The sequence below is a fragment of the Paracoccus sp. (in: a-proteobacteria) genome, assembly GCF_030538495.1.
Taxonomy (GTDB): Bacteria; Pseudomonadota; Alphaproteobacteria; order Rhodobacterales; family Rhodobacteraceae; genus Paracoccus.
Window position 1 is genome coordinate 49,843 of record NZ_JAUNTW010000001.1, and the last position, 20,651, is coordinate 70,493.

The window sequence follows — 20,651 nt, forward strand, 5'->3', positions numbered from 1 at the left end:
ATAGTGTTCATATGATTGACCTCATCCGCAGCTCTACTTTTGACCGCTGGTTGTCCGGTCTGCGCGACCGACGGGCGGCAGTCCGCATTGCCGCGCGTCTGGATCGGGTGGCTATGGGCAATCCCGGTGATGTCGAACCGGTCGGTGGCGGCATCTCGGAGTTGAGGATAAATTATGGGCCGGGCTATCGCGTCTATTTCATGCAGCGCGGCCCGGTCGTCATCATCTTGCTGTGCGGCGGCGACAAGTCATCGCAAAGCAGGGACATAAAACTTGCCAAGGAACTGGCCGAAGAGTGGAAGGACTGAGTGATGGACGCGACCTTCGCGCGGTATGATTCCGCCGATTACTTGAAAACCGATGAAGATATCGCCGCCTATCTTGAGGCGGTGATGGAGGAAGGCGGCGACGATCCGGCCTATATTGCACGTGCGCTTGGGGTGGTTGCCCGCGCGCGCAACATGAGCGCGCTTGCTAAAGAGGTCGGCATGAGCCGGGTTGGGCTGAATAAGGCTTTGTCCGGTGAAGGCAATCCGACGCTGGCAACGGTGCTGAAAGTGTCCAAAGCACTGGGCTTCAAGCTGTCATTTCAGCCAAATACCTGACCGATCACGGGGACGGACCGGATGAGCGGTTCCAATCGGCGCGGCGCTCAACTGGGCGCTCAGGGTTTGCGGGATGGCTTTGCCAACGTGGCCTGAACCAATCCGCCAGCCGCTGATAGCCTTCGTTGCCAAAGACCGCCCGAACGCCCTCCTTAAGCAGTTCAGCGAAGGCTGCCCATGCGCTAGCCTGTGGCTCCATCCGGCGTTTTTGGATTTCTTCACGAACAAGGCGGGTCGCCTCAGCTTCGGCAGATGTGAGCGCGGTTTCAGCCTGCGTCTTGAGCGTCGCGGCCTCTTCTAAACTGAGCGTTGCTTGCTGGGCGATCTGAATGGCCTCGGCTTTCGCGGCATCAACCAGCTTATGAGCCGACAGCTCCGCTTCTTGAAGAATTCGCACGGCCCCGGATTCCGCAGCCTGCTTGTGTGTTGAGGCGGCCTTTGTGGCGCTCTCAACGATCTTCGCGGCCTCCTGCCGGGCATCCTCCAGCCCCTTCGCGCGCGCGTCAGCTTCAAGTTGAGCGGTTCTAGCAGCCCATGATCCAATCCTGTCAAAGGCCGTATTGATTGCGCCAATCGTGCTTTCCGGAAGATGTCGCGCTTGTCCCGTTTCAAGAAATCGCAGCGAGGCGGCGCGGAACCAGTCGAGCCGCGTCGGGTGATCCTTGCCAGACGCGCGGGTCAGATGATGGAACACGGCCTCACCAGCATCAGAAGCTTTAATAACATCCAATATGCGCTTTTTAGCGACAAGATTTATTGCGCGGCCCAGATTGTCGGCTGCATTTTCAATATCATCAACAACAACCTCCAAATGCCTTTCGCGCGCAGTAAGTTGCTGATCTCGCGCTACAAGCTCCTTCTCTCGACGGGCGGCATCATTTTGTTGTAACAGGCGCGCTTCTTCTGCCAACGCCATCAACTTCTCGGCATTTTCTGAGCGGGCTTCGGCAGCTGCAATGATATTATGCGCCTTCTCATCGGCATCATAGATAATTTTCATTGAATACTGCCTGCCAGACTCGACAATTTCCCTGCGCTCGATTCGCGCCGCTTCGACAGCATTTCTTTCATCATCAAGCGCTTTTGCTACCTTCGATCTTTCAATTTTGAGCTTCGAGAACGTCCAACGAAGGTCTAGGTTTCTCTGAACAAGTTCATCCGCCTCAGATTCAAGCCGGTCACAGTATTTCTTGGTTTCGCGAGCTTCAGCGATCAAGCTGAAATCAGATGACGCACGCGCAATTTCTTTCTCGGTATGCCATTCTGCGCGGGTCAGCCTTCTACGCCTAGGACCGTAGCGCGTCAGGCCGGACGGTATGCCGACGATTGCATGATAATCATCTTGAAGATTTCTGCCTTCAGAACGGTATGCGCGTTTCGCAATCTTGAGTGCCTCTTTATTTGATTTTCCTGCGGCCTTTTCTTCTTGAAGTACCCGGCGCTTCATCATGTAAGCCGGATTCATTGTGCGAGCGTCACAGCCGGAATCAGACTCAGGCAGCCCAAAGGCGTGCAAGTGCAGATAGGGTTCGTCACTGTGCTGAATGACTGATTTCAGATTGCCACCCCAGAGCTTCTTCAACCATTTCAGGTTTAGTTCGCGCCACTCCAAATAACGCTTCCATTCCTCATGATCAGATTGAACCTGTTCACGAGGGACCGGATAGCTCATCACACAACCAGCCAAAGTGTGACGGTCTTTCCGGATAGCTCGTTCCTTGATTTCACCCTTGACCTGCACCTTGGTTTTACGCTTTGCGAGTAGGGCGGCGTGCGCCTGCCGGACTTCATCAATCGTCATGCCAAAAATAAGCTCGGGCGGCTTTGGCTGTTCGACGTGCGATGAATATTCCGCGTCACCTTCGACTTCTTTCAAGACCTGATCGACGGACTGACCTGCCTTGTTTCCTGACCGCGAGAACGTCCTGAGATTCGCAAAACCGGGGCCGCTCATCATGACCACCGAAAGCGATAGTCATAACGTTGTACTGTCCGACTATAACGTTGCAAGCAACGTGTCGGCCAAGGCGCTGCGCCCTTGGGACCAGCCAGCGGCTGCGCCGCCGATCCGTGCCGGATCGAAGCCGCCTGGGGCGGCTGCAAAATTCGCCCTTCGCCTGCCTTGTGGGGGCGGCGTCGGGCGAATTTTGCGAGACGGTGACGGACAGCATCAGATGCGGCGGCAACTCCACTAAGCGGCGCCGGGGGCAATCGAAGTGGCGTCATAGGCCTATCCTCGCCGCCGATGCCTCTTCGCGCGTCACCAAGCCCTGCGAAATCAGCTCTGCGAAATTACCCGGCGACATCGTACGGCAAAGCGGGCTGCGCGTGCGAACCCATTCCGCATGACGCGCCAACACTTTTTGAAGTGCCCCGCCGTTAGGCTGGGTCATTTCAGATGAAAGCCGCCTTTCTTCAACATGACGCCGCCATTTCCCATCGCGCAACCAATTGTCAATAAAACTGACCTTCGACCGCGTGAATTCGGCTGACTCGACGGCATATGATCTGGCTGCAACAGCGAGGTCATCGGCGGGCGCTTCGGATAGAACCTGTGCTATAAGTACGCGGCACTCTTCTCGCTTGCGCAGCCGGTCTTGCGGATACGCTTCCCAAATCTTTTGAAAACCCGCATCCAGCCCCTGTGCGTCAGCACAGGGAGGATATGGTTTTTCATCTGGGTTATAACTGTTCCTATTACATTTGCCCTCAGGGGCCGATAGTTTGTCCCTAATGGCACATCCATCTGCCTTGTGCGGCGAATCCATTTGCCCCTGAGGGCAAATGGGAGAATTCAGGGCATACCACGCCGTCCGGTCATATTTATCTCCAGCGTAATTGCCTTTCACGATCAAGCCAGCCTCGATCAGCTTGTCGATGGCCACGCGAACCTGCTTGGGCGAGAAATAGGGAAAGAGCTTCGCGAAGGCCGAGACCGAGTTATAGGTCCAGTAGCGACCATCTCGGAAATTGTGACCGTTGGCCTCGTTCTTCTCGACCCAGAAGCAGATGTTCTGATAGATCACGGCGGCGTTCAAACCCACCTGCACCGCCACTTGCGGGTCAAAGCTGTGGCGGCTCATGATGCGATTCCGCCGCCGGATTGAGCGCTATCCGGAGAAAATCCGGATACCGACGCCGCAGCCTTCACGCCGCATCCACACAACTTATTGAAAAGACTGGCGCACCCGAGAGGATTCGAACCTCTGGCCTCTGCCTTCGGAGGGCAGCGCTCTATCCAGCTGAGCTACGGGTGCTTGTTCGGGGTGCATAGCCCGGCGGACAGGGCTGTGCAATGGAAAAATCAGTGAAACCGTGGATCAGAAGCCAAAACTGAACCGCTGCACCACGCCGATTTTGATCGACGACTGGTCGGTATCCTGCACCACCGGCGAATTTTTCGCATCACCGATCAGGCGACCGTAACGCATTTCGCCGACCAAAGCGGTCGTGTCGGTCACGGCATAGCGCATGTCCAGCGTCAGCGCAGCGGCGTTGAACCCGCTGCCAGCGTCATAGGCATCGCGGCCCGCAGCGGCGGCGTCCGCGTCGCTGATGCCGAAATAGGTGCGGTTGTAGCGGGCATTGCCATAGGTCACCTCGGCCCCCGACCACAAGGTGAAGCGGTCGGTCACATCGGTGCGGACACGCGCGCCGACTTCGCCGGTGAACCCGGTATGGCCGTTGAACCCACGGCGGACGGTTGCATAACCCGTCACCGGACCCATGCCGTAACGCGCCCGAGCGCCCAATTCGATGGCGCGATCGACATTCGGCAGGCCGGCCAGCTTGTCCGAATCACTGGATTTACGCTTCCCAACCAGCGCAGCGGACGGCGCGATCCCGAAACCCTGCGCGTCCTGACCCGCGCCGGGGGTATAGCTGCCGTCGCGGAAAATGAACCACGGCGTCACCTTATCCGACGACGCGCCCGGATAGGCCGGTTGATAGGCCGCGCCCAACCCCACGTCAAAGCTGGCCCCGCCAAAATTTTGCGCCGCAACCGGCGTGGCCATCAGCATCAGGGCGAACGAAGCGTATTTCATGGGTGGAATCCGTCTAAAGGTGGTTGGCGCAATCATAGCGGATGCGCGCCCACGAAACAACCGCCGCCGTGGCGCGCGGGCCGGAATGGGCATTTCCGCAACAGATCAATCCCCCGCCTGTTCCAATTGTTCCAACGCGGTCATCCACAGGTCTTCGGCGCGGGACATGGCGGCCACGGCCTCGGCGTGTTTTTTACCCCATTTTTCGGCATCCGCAGGGTTTTGGTAAATCGCGGGATCGGCCAGTTTTTCGTTCAGTTTATCAATCATGTCGGCCAGCTTGTTCACGCGATCTTCGGCCCGGCGAACCTCGGCCCGGATGGTTAACATTTCGTCACGGGATGCGCGTTTCGGGGCCGGTTTCGGCGCATCGACCACCGGCGCGGCCACGGGCGTCAACAAAAACCGGCGGTAATCATCCAGATCGCCGTCATAGGGCGCAACCGCGCCATCCTTGACCAGCCACAGCCGATCCGCAACCAGCCCCAACAGATGCATGTCGTGGCTGACCAGAACAACCGCGCCATTGTAATCGTTCAGCGCCTGCGCCAAGGCTTCGCGGCTTTCGATGTCCAGGTGGTTGGTCGGTTCGTCCAGAACCAGCAAATGCGGGGCGTCGATGGTCGCGATCAACAGCGACAGCCGCGCCTTTTGCCCGCCGGACAGTTGGCGCACACAGGTTTCGGCCTGCGCCTCCATCAGACCGAAACCGGCCAGACGCGCGCGCAGTTTCGCCGGTGACTCATCCGGGCGGAGGCGGCGGATATGGTCCAGCGGGGTGTCGTCCAGCGATAATTCGTCAACCTGATGCTGCGCGAAATAGCCGACGCGCAGTTTCGACGACCGTGTGACGTCCCCCTCCATCACGGGCAGGCGTTCGGCCAACAGTTTGGACAGCGTGGATTTGCCCTGACCATTGCGCCCCAACAGCGCGATGCGGTCGTCCTGATCAATGCGCAAGTTCAGCCGCCGCAGGATCGCGCGGTCGCCATAGCCCACAGAGCCGCCTTCGATGGACACAATCGGCGGCGACAATTCGTCGGGCGCGGGAAAGGCGAAACGGTGGAATTTCGCATCCTCGGGGGCAGTGATCGGTTCCATCTTGGCCAGCATTTTGATGCGGGCCTGCGCCTGACGGGCCTTGGACGCCTTGGCGCGGAACCGGTCAACAAAGCTTTGCAGATGGGCGCGGTGATCGGCCTGCTTGCGCGCCTCGGCCGCCTGAAGCGCGCGCTTTTCCGCGCGCAGCCGGGTAAAGCTGTCATAGCCGCCGGTATAGAGCGTTAACCGACGATCTTCGAGATGCAGGATATGGCCAACGGCGCGGTTCAGCAAATCGCGGTCATGGCTGATGATGATGACCGTATGCGGATAGCGCGCCAGATAGGTTTCCAGCCACAGCGCGCCTTCCAGATCCAGATAGTTGGTCGGTTCGTCCAGCAACAACACATCCGGCTGCGAAAACAGCACCCCGGCCAAAGCAACGCGCATCCGCCAGCCACCGGAAAAATCGCTGGTCGGGCGGGCCTGATCGGCGGTTGAAAAGCCCAGACCGTCCAGAATGGTGGCGGCGCGCGCCTCGGCCGACCAGGCGTCGATATCGGCCAGCCGGGTTTGAATGTCGGCAATGCGGTTCGGGTCGGTCGCGGTCTGCGATTCCGCCATCAGCGCGCTGCGTTCGGTATCGGCGTCCAGAACCGTGTCCAGAACCGACCGCCCGGTCGCCGCCGTTTCCTGCGCCACGCCGCCAATCCGCGCCCGCGACGGCAGGCTGATCTCGCCCCCGTCCAGCGACAATTCGCCCCGGATCAGACGAAACAGCGTGGTCTTGCCCGCGCCATTGGGTCCGACAAGGCCGACCTTATGCCCGTCCGGAATGGTGGCCGAGGCGCCTTCGAACAAAGGGCGCCCCTGAATGGAATAGTTAATGTCAGAGATCCGCAACATCAGCGTCGCATGATCCAAAGGGAAAGTGGCGTCAAGACGCGCCCCCAGCCCGTTGCGCATCCAGTCGTTTTTCAATCGCCTGCCAGATGGCGGCGGCAGCGTTCACGCCATCGAACCGTTCCAGTTCCTGAATACCAGTGGGCGAGGTGACGTTAATTTCGGTCAGCCAGCCGTCGATCACGTCAATGCCGGTGAAAATCAGCCCCTTTTCCCGCAGAACCGGCGCGAGGCGCGCGCAAATTTCGCGTTCCCGGTCGGTCAGACCAACCTTTTCGGCGCGCCCGCCGACATGCATATTCGACCGCGCCTCACCCGCCTGCGGGACGCGGTTAATGGCGCCAATGGGTTCGCCATCGACCAGAATAATGCGTTTGTCCCCCTGCGTCACAGCGGGCAGGTATTTCTGCGCAATCATCGGTTCGCGGTTGATCCCGGCAAAGGTTTCCAACAGCGATGCCAGATTCGGATCCTCGGGCCGCAGATGAAACACCCCTGCCCCGCCATTCCCATAGAGCGGCTTGACGATAATATCGCCATGACGCTGCCGGAACGCGCGGAAATCATCGGGATTGCGCGAGATCATCGTGGGCGGCGTCAGGTCGGGAAAATCCAGAACCATCAGCTTTTCCGGGCAGTTGCGCACCCAAAACGGATCATTCACCACTAAGGGGCGCGGATGCACCCGGTCCAGCAGATGCGTATTCGTGACATAGGACATATCGAACGGCGGATCCTGACGCAGCCAGACCACATCAAATCCGGTCAGGTCCACATCGGCCCAATCGCCAAAATCGACATGCGCGCCCTGCTGACGATGCAGCACAACCGGACGCCCGCGCGCAATCACCCGCCCTTCGTCATAGCGCAACTGATCGGCGGTGTATTGGAACAGGCGATGCCCGCGGGCCTGCGCCTCAATCCCGATGCGGAACGTGCTGTCGGCCGTGATCGCGACATGTTCGACCGGATCCATTTGCAGGGCGACGTAAAGGCTCATCCAACTCTCCTTACTTTGGGGATGTGTGACGCGCATCACCCGCAGATGCAAGCCGGGTCAGAACGCACCGAACGCATTGTCGATCAGATCGACCCGCCCCTGCGCATCGACCAGTGCCACATCAAACCGCATCGACGCCAAACCACCGAACCCGTTTGCATCGCAAAACTCACAGGCGGCCAGACAAATGCGGTCCATCTGCGCGCGGCCCAGCCGTTCAGCCGCCGCCCGATGGGTTGATGATGCCTTCACTTCGACGAAAACGATGTCGGCACCGTCCTGAAAAATCAGGTCGATTTCGCCCGCTTTGCCGCGCCAGCGACTGGCCAGCAGGGTGGCGCCACGGCGCAGATACAGGCGGGATACCGAATCTTCGGCCATCAGGCCGGATTGATAGGCGCGTTGCCCACGCCTGCGCCGTGAAGGGGCAGCCGTGCTGTGGTCCAGAACCATATCAAACGCCATAACCGGCCCCTTTCTGCGGCGTCATTCGCCGTCGTCGCGCCCCATGGTCAGGGCAAATTGATACACATCGCGCCGTGGCAGACCCAATTCGGTCGCCGCTTCGCGAGCTGCGTCCTTAACGGACAGGTGTTCCAGATGGCGCAGCAGTACCGCCCGGATGTCGTCGTCACCTGCCGTCACCGGCGTGGGCCGGTCCAGAACCATGACAATTTCGCCTTTCAGGCTGTCCATGCGCGGATCATCGGCCAGATCGGCGGCCCGCCCGCGAATGATTTCTTCGAATTTCTTTGTCAGTTCCCGCGCCACCACTGTAATCCGATTCGCGTCAATCTCGCACAGTTCTTTTAATGTTCGGTTAATGCGCCGGGGGCTTTCAAAGATAATCAGCGTCGAATCGACCGCCATCCACTGCCGCAGCCATGTTTTTCGCGCCGCTGCGGTCGCGGGTGGAAAGCCCAGAAACAGGAACCGGTCGCTGGGCAGGCCCGACAGGCTGAGCGCGGTCAGCGCCGCCGATGGGCCGGGCAGCGCGTGGACGCGGGCGCCGGCTTCGGCGGCGTCGCGGGCCAGACGATAGCCGGGATCGGCCACCAGCGGCGTTCCCGCGTCCGAACAATAGGCCACGCTGGCCCCATCCGCCAAAGCCGCCAAGAGCGCAGGCCGCGCGCGGTCGCCGTTATGGTCGTGATAGGCCAAGACCCGCCGCCCGCGCAGCGGCACTCCGTGAATATCCATCAGGTGCCGCAGCACGCGCGTATCTTCGGCCGCCAGCACATCGGCGGAGTTCAGCACATCTAACGCACGCAGCGTAATATCGCGCGCCGCACCGATGGGGGTGGCCACCAGATACAGGCCCGCAGGCAGGGATGTGGCTTCGATGCTGGCGGACAGGCGGCGGGGGGTGTCGGTCATGGGGGCCTTGATTTATGGTGGTGGTCAAACAGGCTGATTGCCAAGCGGGAATCGACCGCCTAGTTTCATGTCATCCGCAATCACATAACGTAAAGCAGGGACGTTTCCTATGTTTGCTTCTGCCACCCTCCGGCCCAGCACCGGAATGCGCCGCGCCTGTCTGCGCGCCGGGGCCGTTTTATCGGCCTTTTTTCTTGCCGCTTGTGATCCCGTCGGGGTGCAGCAACAGGCCAGTGGTCCCGATATCGGCCAGATGATCACCCCGGGCGAGCCGGTGCGCGTCGCCTTGCTGGCTCCGGGTGGGGCGGGGTCCGCCGATCTGGACTGGCTGGCGCGCAGCCTGAAAAACGCCGCCCGCATGGCCGCAACGGACGCGCAGGGCGTCAATATTGACCTGCGCATTTACGACCACGGGGCCGCGACCGACCGCGCCGTGGCGCAGGCCAATGCCGCCGCCGATGCCGGCGCGCAGATCATCGTCGGCCCGCTGTTCGCCGAGGCTGCAAACGCCGTCGGCAACGCCATGTTGCCGCGCAATATCAACGTCATGTCGTTTTCCAACAACACGCAGGTCGCCGACCGCAATCTGTTCGTGATGGGCAACAGCTTTGAGATGATTTCCGACCGTCTGGTGCGCTATGGCACCCGTCAGGGCAAACGCAACATCTATCTGGTGGCCGAGGATGACGTGGCCGGCCAATTGGGCGCGCGCGCGATTGAAACCGCGATTGCCCGCAATGGCGCGCGTCTGGCGGGGCGCACGAATCACCCCGTTTCCGTGACCGGCATTGACGCCGCCGCGCCGCGTATCGCGCAGGCGGCCAATGCGGCGGGCGTGGATGCGGTGTTCATGACCGCGAACAATCAGGCAGTTCTGCCCTATCTGACGCAAAAACTGGCCGAGGCGGGCGTGCGGTCCCCCGTCACGCAGATGATGGGCCTGACCCGTTGGGATCAGCCCGCCGACCGTCTGCGGATGCCACAACTGGCCGAGGGTTGGTTTGCGATCCCCGACACCACCATGCAGGCGCAGTTTGAACAGCGTTACCGCGCCGCCTATGGCGAGGCACCGCACCCGCTGGCCTGGCTGGGTTATGACAGCGTGTCGGCGGTTGCCTCATCGGCGCGGACGGGGCGCGCCAATGCGCTGACCACCACCGGGCTGACGCAGCGCGCGGGTTACAACGGCGTGGGCGGTGTGTTCCGCATGAACCGCGACGGCACGGTCAGCCGCGGTCTGGCGGTCGCCACCATCCGCAACGGGCAACTGGTCATTCTGGACGCCGCACCGCGCAGCGCCAGCGGGTTCGGGTCGTAACACTTGACCACCCAAAACGATCAACCCGTCCAAAGCGCCCCGGCATTGCCCGGGGCGCAGGCCATCTTTGACCCTCTGTCGTTCCTGCCGATGCTGGATGCGGCACTGGAACCGCTGACCGATCCGCGCGACATCCGCGCCCAGACCGTTGCGCTGCTGACCGACGCACGCGCCGCCGCCATGGAGGATATTCAGGCGGGCCTTGCCAGCCACCCCCGCGCGGCACGCGAAACCGTGCGCGCCATGGCCAGCCTGACCGATGGCATCGTCATTGCCGTGCATCACGTCGCCACCACGCTGCTGCATCCCCAACCCACGCCGTCCGATCAGCAACGGCTGGCGGTGCTGGCCGTGGGGGGCTATGGCCGCGCGGAAATGGCACCGGAATCCGATGTCGATCTGCTGTTTCTGACGCCCTATAAAACCACCGGCTGGGCCGAAAGCGTGGTCGAATCCATGCTCTATATGCTGTGGGATCTGAAGCTGAAGCTGGGCCATTCCATCCGCAGCATCGACGACTGCCTGCGTCTGGGTGAACAGGACATCACGATCCGCACGTCTCTGGTGGAACACCGCCATGTCACCGGCCACGCCCATGTCGCGGAAATGCTGCGCGAACGGCTGTGGACCGAACTCTTCGCCCCCACCATCCCCGAATTTATCGAAGCAAAACTGGTCGAACGCGCCAAGCGCCACCAACGACAGGGCGGGCAGCGTTACGTTCTGGAACCCAATGTCAAAGAGGGCAAAGGCGGCCTGCGCGACCTGCAAACGCTGTATTGGATCGCCAAATACATTCACCGCGTCGATCGCGCGGTCGAATTGGTCGATCTGGGCGTGTTCAGCCGTGATGAACATCTGGCCTTTTGGCAGGCCGAAGATTTCCTCTGGGCCGTGCGCTGTCACCTGCATCTGATCGCGCGCCGCCCCGTTGACGTGCTGTCGTTTGACATGCAGGTCGAGGTCGCGCGCCGCATGGGCTATCACGACACATCGGCCCGGCGCGGGGTGGAATACTTTATGCAGGATTATTTCCGCCACGCGACCCGTGTGGGCGAACTGACCCGCGTGTTCCTGACCGTGCTGGAAACGCGCCACGTCCGCAGCGCGCCGTTGCTGGATCGCCTGTTGCGGCGCCGGCGGCGGATGAAGCCGGGCTTTGTCGATCAGCAGGGGCGGCTGTCCTTTGACGATCAGGACGCCTTTCTGGCCGATCCGCTGAACCTCTTGCGCCTGTTCGAAGAAGGTCTGCGCACCGGCATGTTGATCCATCCCGACGCCATGCGTGTGGTCGCGGCCAACCTGCATCGGCTGAATGATAAGGTCCAATCCGACCCCGAGGCGTCGCGCATTTTTCTGGACACCCTGCTGCGGCACGGCAACCCGGAACGCGCGCTGCGCCGGATGAATGAATTGGGGGTGCTGGCCGCGTTTATCCCCGAATTTGAACCCGTGGTCGCGATGATGCAGTTCAACCTGTATCACCATTACACCGTGGACGAACATTCGATCCAATGCGTTGCGGCACTGGCCGAAATTGAACGCGGCGAACATCCTGCCGATCTGCCCCTGTCCAGCGAAATCATGCAGGCCGGGAATGTGAACCGGCGCGTCATCTATATGGCGATCTTGCTGCACGACATCGGCAAGGGCCGCCCCGAAGATCATTCGATCATCGGCGCCCGCATTGCCCGGCGGATTTGCTCGCGCTTTGGGTTTGCGCAGGATGAGATCGAGACGGTGGAATGGCTGGTGCGCAATCACCTGCTGATGTCGGATGTGGCGCAGAAACGCGACATTGCCGATCCGCGCACCGTGCGCGACTTTGCCAAGGCGGTGAAAACCCGCAAGCGTCTGGATTTGCTGCTGGTTCTGACCGTCTGCGATATTCGCGGCGTCGGTCCGGGGACGTGGAACAACTGGAAAGCGGCGCTGCTGCGCACGCTGTATCAGCAAACCGCCGATGTTCTGGACAGCGGGTTCGAGGAACTGAACCGCGACCGCCGCGGGAATGAGGCGAAACGATCCCTGCGCCATCTGCTGTCGGCCAAGGGCTGGGATCCCCGGTCGATCCGCGCCGAAATCGCGCGGCATTACGACAATTATTGGCCGGGTCTGCCGACGCAAACGCAGGTGGCCTTTGCCGAATTGCTGCGTGACATTGGGCCGGACGAAATCCGCATCGACCTGCGCGCCGATCATGACCGCGACGCCACGCGCGCCGTGTTCACGCTGGCCGATCATCCGGGGATTTTCTCGCGTCTGGCCGGGGCGCTGACCCTGACCGGGGCGAATGTGGTGGACGCGCGCACCTATACCACGCGCGACGGCTACGCGACGGCGGTGTTTTGGGTGCAGGACGCGGCGGGGCATCCGTTTCCCGATGACCGCCTGCCCCGCATCCGTGGCAAAATCCTGCGCATTCTGGCGGGGGAAATCGTCGTCGGTGATGCCATCATGGCGCAGGACAAACCGAAAAAACGCAACCGCGAATTTCGTTTTCCGACCCACATCACCTTTGATAACGAAGGCAGCGAGATTTACACCATCATCGAGGTGGACACCCGCGACCGCCCCGGCCTGCTCTATGATCTGACGCGCACGCTGGCCGCGAACCATATCCAGATCGTCAGCGCCGTGATCGCCACCTTTGGCGCGCAGGTCGTGGACAGTTTCTATGTCAAAGATGCCTTTGGCCTGAAATTACACAGCGCCGCGAAACGTGACACCTTGGAAAAGAAACTGCGTGCTGCCATAGCCGAAGGCGCAAAACGGGCAGAGGCTTAGACGATGAAAAAGGGACTGGTGCGCGGCTTTCTGGCCGTGGGGGTATGGACGCTGATGTCGCGCGTGGCGGGATTTGTGCGCGATATTCTGATGGCCGCATGGCTTGGCACCGGTGCCATGGCCGAAGCGTTCCTGATCGCCCTGTCCCTGCCCAATATGTTCCGCCGCTTCTTTGCCGAAGGCGCGTTTAACACCGCCTTTGTTCCGCTGTTTTCCAAAAAGCTAGACAACCGCGCCGAGGCGCAGCGTTTCGCGTCCGAGGCGTTTTCCGGCCTGTTCATGGTCGTGCTGATCCTGTCGGCGCTTGCCATGGTGTTCATGCCGGTGCTGGTCTGGCTGATGGCGTCGGGCTTTGCGGGTGATGAACGGTTTGATCTGGCGGTCGAATATGGGCGGATCACCTTTCCCTATATCCTGTTGATTTCCATGGCCTCGATGGTGTCGGGGGTGCTGAACGCAAATGGCCGGTTTACCGCTGCCGCCGCCGCGCCGGTGCTGCTGAACCTGCTGTTCATCGGCGCGATGTTCATGGGCCGGTGGCAGGGCTGGGATCTGGGCCTGACGCTGGCATGGGCCACGCCCATCACAGGGCTGGCGCAATTGGGGCTGGTCTGGTGGGACGCGCGGCGCACGGGCTGGACCTTCCTGCCCCGCCGCCCGCGCCTGTCGCCCGATATGCGCCGCCTGCTGGCCATTGCCTTGCCCGCCGCCTTTGCGGGCGGCGTGGTGCAGATCAACCTGCTGATCGGCCGTCAGGTCGGATCGCGGTTCGAAGGCGCAATCGCGTGGCTGTCTTATTCCGACCGGCTGTATCAGCTGCCGCTGGGCGTGGTCGGTGCCGCCGTCGCCGTGGTGCTGCTGCCCGAACTGGCCCGCAGGCTGGCCGCCAATGATCACGCAGGCGGTCAGGCGGCCTATTCCCGCGCAACCGAGTTCGGGTTTTTCCTGACCCTGCCCGCCGCCTTTGCCATTGCCGTGATCGCGCAACCGATGGTGGCGACGCTGTTTGAACGCGGCGCCTTTACCGCGCATGACACGCAACAAACCGCCGCCGCGCTGATCGTCTATGCCCTTGGATTGCCGGCCTTTGTGCTGCAAAAAATCCTGCAACCGCTGTATTTCGCGCGGGAAGATACCCAAACCCCGTTCCGGTTTGCGGTCTATTCTATGGGGGTGAACGCCGCCGTAGCCTTTGGCCTGATGCCGTTTATCGGGTTTCTGGCGGCGGCATTGGGAACGTCAATCGCCGCGTGGATCATGGTTGCGCAATTGTGGCACGGCACCCGCACCATGGGTCAGGCCGCGCGCGCCGATGCGCAACTGAAACGCGCCTTTCCGCGCATCCTGATCTGTTCGGCGCTGATGGCCGGGGCGCTGTGGGTTCTGCGTGGCTGGCTGGAGGCGGCGCAAATCGGGCGCGTCCCCGGCCTGATGGTGTTGGTCTTTGGCGGGGCCGCGCTGTATTTCACGCTGGCGCGGTTTATCGCGGGTTATCGCATCGCGGATTTGCGGGCCTCGGTCCGGCGTTAACGGCTGCGGATCTGGCGCATCACGCGCCCGATCCCGCCATCCACCAGCACAAATGACAGGCCAAAGCCCACGAAAAATCCGGCGATTTCCGCGATCCAGCCGAACCCCATGGCACCATAGAGCATCCCGAACACCAGTTGCAGCGACAGAAGCGTGCCGATCAGAACAAAGGCGCGCATCCGGTTCGCGTTTTCCATCCCCAGCCGCGCCCACAACAAAAACGTGAACGCGCCCACCAGCCCATAAACCGCCGGATAGCCGCCGATCAGAGGGCTGAACTGCACCGCCAGCATCGGAATGAGCGCCGAATAGATCAGCGCCCCACCAATCGCCGACCCGAAAAACAACACCGCAACCGCCCAAGGCCGGAATTGCTGCGCGATCATATTGCCCAAGGCCAGCGTGAACACCGCCACAAACAGCGCATGGGTAAAGTTCATATGCACAAAGCTGAAACTAACGATACGATAGGCCGCGCTGCTGTCAAACGACCCATATTGCCAGATGCGTTGCGCCCATTCCGGCGGAAACGCGGTTAACCGAATGGCCGACAGGCGCAGGCCCACGCCCTCGGCCCCGCCAATGAAGCCCAACTGGCCCAACCCAAACAGCACCTCGGACGCGATGATCGGCAGGGCCAGCAACCAGACGATCAGCGGCAGCGGGTTCAGAGGCGATTCGGTCGGCATGGCGGTTCCTTGACTTGCGGATGATGCGGGCAACCGCTAAGCCAACAGGCAGCAAATTCCAAGGCAGGCCGCGATGACCGACACCACAACCAGCCCCTTTCGTCCGCGTATTTTTTCGGGGGTTCAGCCCTCGGGTGGGTTAACGCTGGGCAATTATCTGGGCGCGCTGAAACGCTTTGCCGCGTTGCAGGGCGATCAGGCGGAAACGCTTTACTGCGTCGTTGACCTGCACGCGATAACCGTCTGGCAGGAACCCCAAGCCCTGCTACAGCGCACGCGCGAAGCCGCAGCCGCATTCATGGCCGCCGGTGTTGATCCGGCGCAGTCGATCCTGTTCAATCAATCTCAGGTCAGCGCCCATGCCGAAATGGCGTGGCTTTTCAATACGGTGGCGCGCGTCGGCTGGATGTATCGCATGACCCAGTTCAAAGATAAGGCCGGGAAAAACAGCGAAAACGCCAGTCTGGGCCTGTTGGCTTATCCTGCGCTGATGGCCGCTGATATTCTGACCTATCAGGCGACCGCTGTTCCCGTGGGCGACGATCAGAAACAGCATCTGGAGCTGACCCGCGACATCGCGGCCAAGTTTAACCATGATTACGGCGTTAACCATTTCCCCATCACCGAGCCGCTGATCGAGGGCGTGGCAACCCGCGTCATGTCCCTGCGGGATGGCAGCAAAAAGATGTCGAAATCTGACCCGTCGGATGCCAGCCGCATCAACCTGACCGATGACGCCGACGCAATCGCGCAAAAAATCCGCAAGGCGCGGACCGATGCCGACCCCCTGCCCGGCAGCATGGACGGCCTGAAAGACCGCCCCGAGGCGCGCAATCTGATCAACATCTATGCCGCTTTGGCCGATGAAACCCCCGATCAGGTGCTGGCCCGGTTCGAGGGTCAGGGCTTTGGCGCGTTCAAACCCGCCTTGGCCGAGGTAGCCGTAGCCGCGATGTCGCCCATCACGCGCAAGATGTCGGACTATATGGCCGATCCGGCGGAAATCGACCGGATTCTGGCCGATGGCGCACGCCGCGCCGACGCCATTGCCACGCCGATTCTGGACCGGACCAAGGAAATCATGGGCCTGTTGCGCACGCGCTGACGGAACCCTGCGCCCGGTTCGCGCATTTCACGGGGGCAAACAGAGGATGCCCCCGATGAAAAACCCGTTCCTCAGTATCTGGCTGTCCGCCGTGAACCAGATCGCCGCCCCGATGCGCGGTCAGATGATGGCGGAAATGTCGAAAATGCAGCGCAAAATGATCCGCGACGGACAACAAGCGTGGTTGCAGGCGTGGGGTTTCGGCAAACGCCGCTAAACCGCCAGATCGTCGCGGTGAATCAGCGCCGCGCGGCCCGCATAGCCCAAAATATCAGCGATGTCGCCGGAGTGATGCCCGGCGATTTTGCGCGCCTCGGCCGCGGTGTAACGCGCCAAACCCTGCGCCAGCGTTTCCCCCGCAGGTCCGGTGACGGCCACCGGATCGCCCCGGTCAAAATCGCCCTGCACCGCGATGACGCCCGCAGGCAACAGCGATTTGCCGCCCCGCAGCGCCGCAACCGCCCCCGCATCAACGACGAATGCACCGCGCGGCTTCATCGCCGCGATCCAGCGTTTGCGGGCCAGTTGCGGGTCGGATTCCGGCAAAAACCACGTTGTGCGCGCGCCATCGGCCACAGCGGACAGCGGGCGCAGAACCGACCCTTCGGCAATGGCCATGGCGCAGCCGCCCGCAATCGCGGTGCGCGCGGCCATCAGTTTGGTTTTCATCCCACCTTTGGACAGGCCCGACACCGGGTCGCCGCCCATGGCTTCGATTTCGGGCGTCAGCGCGTCAATCACCGGCAGATGCCGCGCGGTCGGGTCGGTTTTCGGGTTCGCGGTATACAGCCCGTCCACATCCGACAGCAGCAGCAACTGATCCGCGCCGCAGGTCACGGCGATCTGCGCGGCCAGCCGGTCGTTATCGCCGAACCGGATTTCGTCGGTCGCCACGGTGTCGTTTTCGTTCACAATCGGCACAACGCCCAAGCCCAGCAGCGTTTGCATCGTCGCGCGGCTGTTCAGGTAACGGCGGCGGTCTTGGGTATCTTCCAGCGTGACCAGAACCTGCGCGGTTGTGACGCCATGCGGGGCCAGAGCCTGTTCATAGGCCCGCGCCAGCCGGATTTGCCCAACCGCCGCCGCCGCCTGCGCCTGTTCCAGAGACAGCGCCCCAGCGGGCAGGTTCAGCACCCTCCGCCCCAGGGCGATTGACCCCGACGACACCAGCACCACATCGGCACCGCGCGCGCGCCACGCGGCCACGTCATCGCACAGGCCCCGCAGCCAATCATCGCGCAAGCCCTTTGGCCCGACCAACAGCGCCGATCCGATTTTGACCACCAAACGGCGCGCCGCCGTCAGAACCGGGGTTACGGCTGCCATGATTCCGGTTCGTCCTTTTTCGCGGCTTGGCGGGTGGGTTCGACCTCGGCCCACAGAGCGCGCAACACCTCGGTCACGCCTTTTTTGGCGGCGCCGGACATCAGCATGACGGGACCGCCGATTTCGGCCTGCAACGCGGCGCGGCGTTCCTCGATCGTGTCGTCGTCCAAAGCGTCGATTTTGTTCAGCGCCGTGACGCGCGGTTTTTCCATCAGCACCGGAGAATAGGCCGCGAGTTCGGTCAGAACCGTGCGTGCATCGCCCGCCACGTCGTCCGATGTGCCGTCGATCAGATGCAGCAAAACGGCGCAGCGTTCGATATGGCCCAGAAAGCGGTCGCCGATGCCTCGGCCTTCGGATGCGCCTTCGATCAGGCCGGGAATGTCGGCGACCACGAATTCGCGCCCGTCCACGCCCACCACGCCCAGATTGGGATGCAGCGTGGTGAACGGGTAATCCGCGATTTTCGGGCGCGCATTTGACGTTGCGGCAAGGAAGGTCGATTTCCCCGCATTGGGCAGCCCGACCAGTCCGCTATCGGCGATCAGCTTCAGCCGCAGCCAGATGGTGCGTTCGACCCCCGGCTGGCCCGGATTAGCCGTGCGCGGCGCCCGGTTGGTCGAGGTTTTGAAATGCAGATTCCCCCAGCCGCCATTGCCGCCGCGCGCCAGCAAGACGCGCTGCCCCACGGTGGTCAGGTCCGCGATGACGGTTTCTTCATCGTCTTCCAGAATCTCGGTCCCGACGGGGACGCGCAGGATAATATCGTCGCCCGATTTGCCGGTCATCTGCGATCCCATGCCGTGCTGGCCGGATTTCGCAAAGAAATGCTGTTGATAGCGAAAGTCGATCAGCGTGTTCAGACCCTCGACCGCTTCGGCCCACACATCGCCGCCGCGTCCGCCGTCGCCGCCATCCGGCCCGCCATATTCGATGAATTTTTCCCGCCGGAACGACACGCAGCCCGCACCGCCCCCGCCGGAACGAATGTAAACTTTGGCAAGGTCAAGAAATTTCATGGCAGGCTCCTTTGTGCCTTGCGATACGCCCTGACGCCGTGCCACGCAAGGGCTGGGGATCACGCTAACGTGATGGTGACAGGATTTGACGGCGTGGCTATCAGAAACCCCAACAGCAACTTAGGATGTATCATGCCACTTGCCCCTTATGCCTTTCTGGCTGCGGCGATCATCGCCGAAATCTTTGCGACCACGATGTTGCAACGGTCCGAGCAATTCACCCGGCTGGTTCCCACCATTCTGTTGGCCGTGGGCTATGCCCTGTCGTTTTATCTGCTGTCACATGCGTTGAAGTTCATCCCGCTGGGCGTTGCCTATGCGATCTGGTCGGGGTTGGGAGTCGTGGCGGTCGCGATGATCGGGCGGTTTGTGTTCGGTCAGGCGATTGATCTGGCGGGGGCTGTGGGCATCGGGTTGATCGTGGCGGGCGTTATCGTGATTAACCTGTTTTCAACAAGCGCCAGCCACTGACCTTTAACAGCGCCGCCCGCCCCCCTATGTCTGGGGGCAGAGGTGCCTATGTTTCCGTTCGACAACAGCTATGCCCGTTTGCCCGAAGGCTTTTTCGCGCGCGTTTCGCCGACTCCGGTGGCCGCGCCGGAATGGCTGGCGCTGAATGACGGGCTGGCGCGGCGGCTGGGGCTGAACCCGGCCGAATTGCGCGACAATCTGGCGGTGTTTGCGGGCAACGCGGTGCCAGCGGGGGCGGAACCCATTGCCATGGCCTATGCCGGGCATCAATTCGGTGGCTTTGTCCCGCAACTGGGCGACGGCCGCGCGGTTTTGCTGGGCGAAGTCGTGGCCCCCGACGGCGCGCGGTTTGATGTGCAGCTCAAGGGCAGCGGTCCGACCCCGTTTTCCCGCCGCGGCGACGGGCGGGCCTGGATGGGGCCGGTCCTGCGCGAATATCTGATCAGCGAATTTATGGCTGCCATGGGCGTGCCGACCACGCGCGCACTGGCCGCTGTGGCGACCGGGGAAACCGTCTGGCGGGATGGCGGGCTGCCGGGGGCGGTGCTGACGCGCATCGCCGCCAGCCATATCCGGGTCGGCACGTTTCAGTTTTTCGCCGTCCGCGACCGGCGCGATGATCTGGCGCGGCTGACCGATCACGTCATCGCCCGCCATTATCCACAGGCCGATGGCCCGCTGGGTCTGCTGGATCATGTCGTGGCGCGTCAGGCCGAAACCGTGGCGCAATGGATGGCCTTGGGGTTCATTCACGGCGTGATGAACACCGACAACATGGCCGTGTCGGGCGAAACGATCGACTATGGCCCATGCGCGTTTATGGACGGGTTTCACCCTGACACGGTGTTTTCGTCCATCGACCGGCAGGGGCGTTATGCGTGGGGGCAACAGCCGCAGATCGCGGTGTGGAATCTGGCGCAGCTGGCCACCTGCCTGATCCCGCTGATCGGCGGCGATGCCGTGGAACAGGCGACGGCATCCGTGCATCGGTTCGCGCCGCTCTATCAGGATGCGTTTCTGCGCCGGTTTGGCGACAAACTGGGCATCGACGGCGTGGCCTATCAACCCGTGGTCGAGGGGTTGTTAACCATCATGGCCCGTCAGCGCGCCGATTTTACGCGCGTGTTTTACGGGCTGACCAACGGCACCGCGCGGGATGAATTTGCCGACCCCGCCCCCTTTGACGCATGGGCGCGCGATTGGCAGGCGCTGACGCCCGATGCGCGGGTGATGGCGCGCGCCAATCCGGTGCGAATCCCGCGCAATCATCAGATCGAACAGATGATCGGATTTGCCTTGGCGGGGGATATGTCGCCGTTTCACCGGCTGTATGAGGCGCTGACTCATCCCTTTGACGCGCGCGATGACTGGGCCGACCTGTCCGCCGCCCCCCGCCCCGATCAGGTGGTTCAGGCGACCTTTTGCGGAACGTGA

At 61.9% G+C, this 20,651-nt stretch carries 19 protein-coding genes and 1 tRNA gene; 9 read left to right on the forward strand and 11 right to left on the reverse strand.

Annotated features, from left to right (window positions below):
• Positions 1-11: 11 nt before the first annotated feature.
• Entirely contained in the window at positions 12-308 is a 297-nt protein-coding gene (locus tag Q4G20_RS00225) for a type II toxin-antitoxin system RelE/ParE family toxin (protein WP_303340969.1), read from the forward strand.
• 3 nt (positions 309-311) lie between these two features.
• On the forward strand, positions 312-605 hold the full coding sequence (locus Q4G20_RS00230) for an addiction module antidote protein (RefSeq protein ID WP_303340970.1): 294 nt from the start codon (positions 312-314) through the stop codon (positions 603-605).
• A gap of 4 nt (positions 606-609) precedes the next feature.
• Here the strand turns inward: Q4G20_RS00230 and Q4G20_RS00235 are convergent, their stop codons facing one another.
• From Q4G20_RS00235 to rsmI, 8 genes are all read right to left on the reverse strand, one after another.
• On the reverse strand, positions 610-2,559 hold the full coding sequence (locus Q4G20_RS00235; protein WP_303340971.1) for a hypothetical protein: 1,950 nt from the start codon (positions 2,557-2,559) through the stop codon (positions 610-612).
• 268 nt (positions 2,560-2,827) lie between these two features.
• On the reverse strand, positions 2,828-3,688 hold the full coding sequence (locus tag Q4G20_RS00240) for a hypothetical protein (RefSeq protein ID WP_303340972.1): 861 nt from the start codon (positions 3,686-3,688) through the stop codon (positions 2,828-2,830).
• A 97-nt stretch (positions 3,689-3,785) separates the two neighbouring features.
• Positions 3,786-3,862 (reverse strand) — tRNA-Arg (locus Q4G20_RS00245).
• 63 nt (positions 3,863-3,925) lie between these two features.
• Entirely contained in the window at positions 3,926-4,651 is a 726-nt protein-coding gene (locus Q4G20_RS00250) for a MipA/OmpV family protein (RefSeq protein ID WP_303340973.1), read from the reverse strand.
• Between the two features lie 105 nt (positions 4,652-4,756).
• Positions 4,757-6,598, reverse strand: a complete 1,842-nt coding sequence (locus Q4G20_RS00255; protein ID WP_303340975.1) for an ABC-F family ATP-binding cassette domain-containing protein — start codon at positions 6,596-6,598, stop codon at positions 4,757-4,759.
• Between the two features lie 31 nt (positions 6,599-6,629).
• Positions 6,630-7,595 carry a glutathione synthase gene (gshB, locus tag Q4G20_RS00260; protein WP_303340977.1) on the reverse strand — a complete coding sequence of 322 codons (966 nt, stop codon included), beginning with the start codon at positions 7,593-7,595 and terminating at the stop codon, positions 6,630-6,632.
• Between the two features lie 57 nt (positions 7,596-7,652).
• Entirely contained in the window at positions 7,653-8,060 is a 408-nt protein-coding gene (locus Q4G20_RS00265) for a YraN family protein (protein WP_303340979.1), read from the reverse strand.
• Positions 8,061-8,081: 21 nt separating this feature from the next.
• Positions 8,082-8,972: a 16S rRNA (cytidine(1402)-2'-O)-methyltransferase gene (gene rsmI / locus Q4G20_RS00270; protein ID WP_303340980.1), complete on the reverse strand. Its 891-nt coding sequence runs from the start codon at positions 8,970-8,972 to the stop codon at positions 8,082-8,084.
• 109 nt (positions 8,973-9,081) lie between these two features.
• Between rsmI and Q4G20_RS00275 the strand changes: the two genes are divergently transcribed.
• From Q4G20_RS00275 to murJ, 3 genes are read left to right on the forward strand one after another with little or no spacing between them, the layout of a single operon-like run.
• Positions 9,082-10,290 carry a penicillin-binding protein activator gene (locus Q4G20_RS00275; RefSeq protein WP_303340981.1) on the forward strand — a complete coding sequence of 403 codons (1,209 nt, stop codon included), beginning with the start codon at positions 9,082-9,084 and terminating at the stop codon, positions 10,288-10,290.
• Between the two features lie 45 nt (positions 10,291-10,335).
• A complete protein-coding gene (locus Q4G20_RS00280; protein ID WP_303341415.1) occupies positions 10,336-13,077 on the forward strand; it encodes a [protein-PII] uridylyltransferase in 2,742 nt (913 codons plus the stop codon).
• Between the two features lie 3 nt (positions 13,078-13,080).
• Positions 13,081-14,607 (forward strand): murein biosynthesis integral membrane protein MurJ, encoded by a 1,527-nt coding sequence (gene murJ / locus Q4G20_RS00285; protein ID WP_303340983.1) that lies wholly within the window; start codon positions 13,081-13,083, stop codon positions 14,605-14,607.
• Here the strand turns inward: murJ and Q4G20_RS00290 are convergent.
• Positions 14,604-15,296 (reverse strand): rhomboid family intramembrane serine protease, encoded by a 693-nt coding sequence (locus Q4G20_RS00290; RefSeq protein ID WP_303340985.1) that lies wholly within the window; start codon positions 15,294-15,296, stop codon positions 14,604-14,606. The two genes, murJ and Q4G20_RS00290, sit on opposite strands and share 4 nt — an antisense overlap.
• A gap of 73 nt (positions 15,297-15,369) precedes the next feature.
• On the opposite strand from Q4G20_RS00290, the gene trpS reads away from it, so the two are divergent.
• Positions 15,370-16,401, forward strand: a complete 1,032-nt coding sequence (gene trpS, locus Q4G20_RS00295) for a tryptophan--tRNA ligase (protein WP_303340986.1) — start codon at positions 15,370-15,372, stop codon at positions 16,399-16,401.
• Positions 16,402-16,456: 55 nt separating this feature from the next.
• Positions 16,457-16,618: a hypothetical protein gene (locus Q4G20_RS00300; protein WP_303340988.1), complete on the forward strand. Its 162-nt coding sequence runs from the start codon at positions 16,457-16,459 to the stop codon at positions 16,616-16,618.
• On the opposite strand, the gene proB is transcribed toward Q4G20_RS00300, so the two are convergent.
• On the reverse strand, positions 16,615-17,727 hold the full coding sequence (gene proB, locus Q4G20_RS00305; protein WP_303340990.1) for a glutamate 5-kinase: 1,113 nt from the start codon (positions 17,725-17,727) through the stop codon (positions 16,615-16,617). The genes Q4G20_RS00300 and proB overlap by 4 nt on opposite strands.
• Positions 17,715-18,746 carry a GTPase ObgE gene (obgE, locus tag Q4G20_RS00310; RefSeq protein ID WP_303340992.1) on the reverse strand — a complete coding sequence of 344 codons (1,032 nt, stop codon included), beginning with the start codon at positions 18,744-18,746 and terminating at the stop codon, positions 17,715-17,717. The genes proB and obgE overlap by 13 nt, the downstream gene beginning before the upstream one ends.
• 132 nt (positions 18,747-18,878) lie before the next feature.
• Here obgE and Q4G20_RS00315 point away from each other — a divergent pair, with 132 nt between their 5' ends.
• A complete protein-coding gene (locus Q4G20_RS00315; protein WP_303340994.1) occupies positions 18,879-19,217 on the forward strand; it encodes a multidrug efflux SMR transporter in 339 nt (112 codons plus the stop codon).
• Positions 19,218-19,265: 48 nt separating this feature from the next.
• The gene (locus Q4G20_RS00320) at positions 19,266-20,651 is read left to right on the forward strand and encodes a YdiU family protein (protein ID WP_303340995.1); all 1,386 of its coding nucleotides are present in this window, start codon (positions 19,266-19,268) and stop codon (positions 20,649-20,651) included.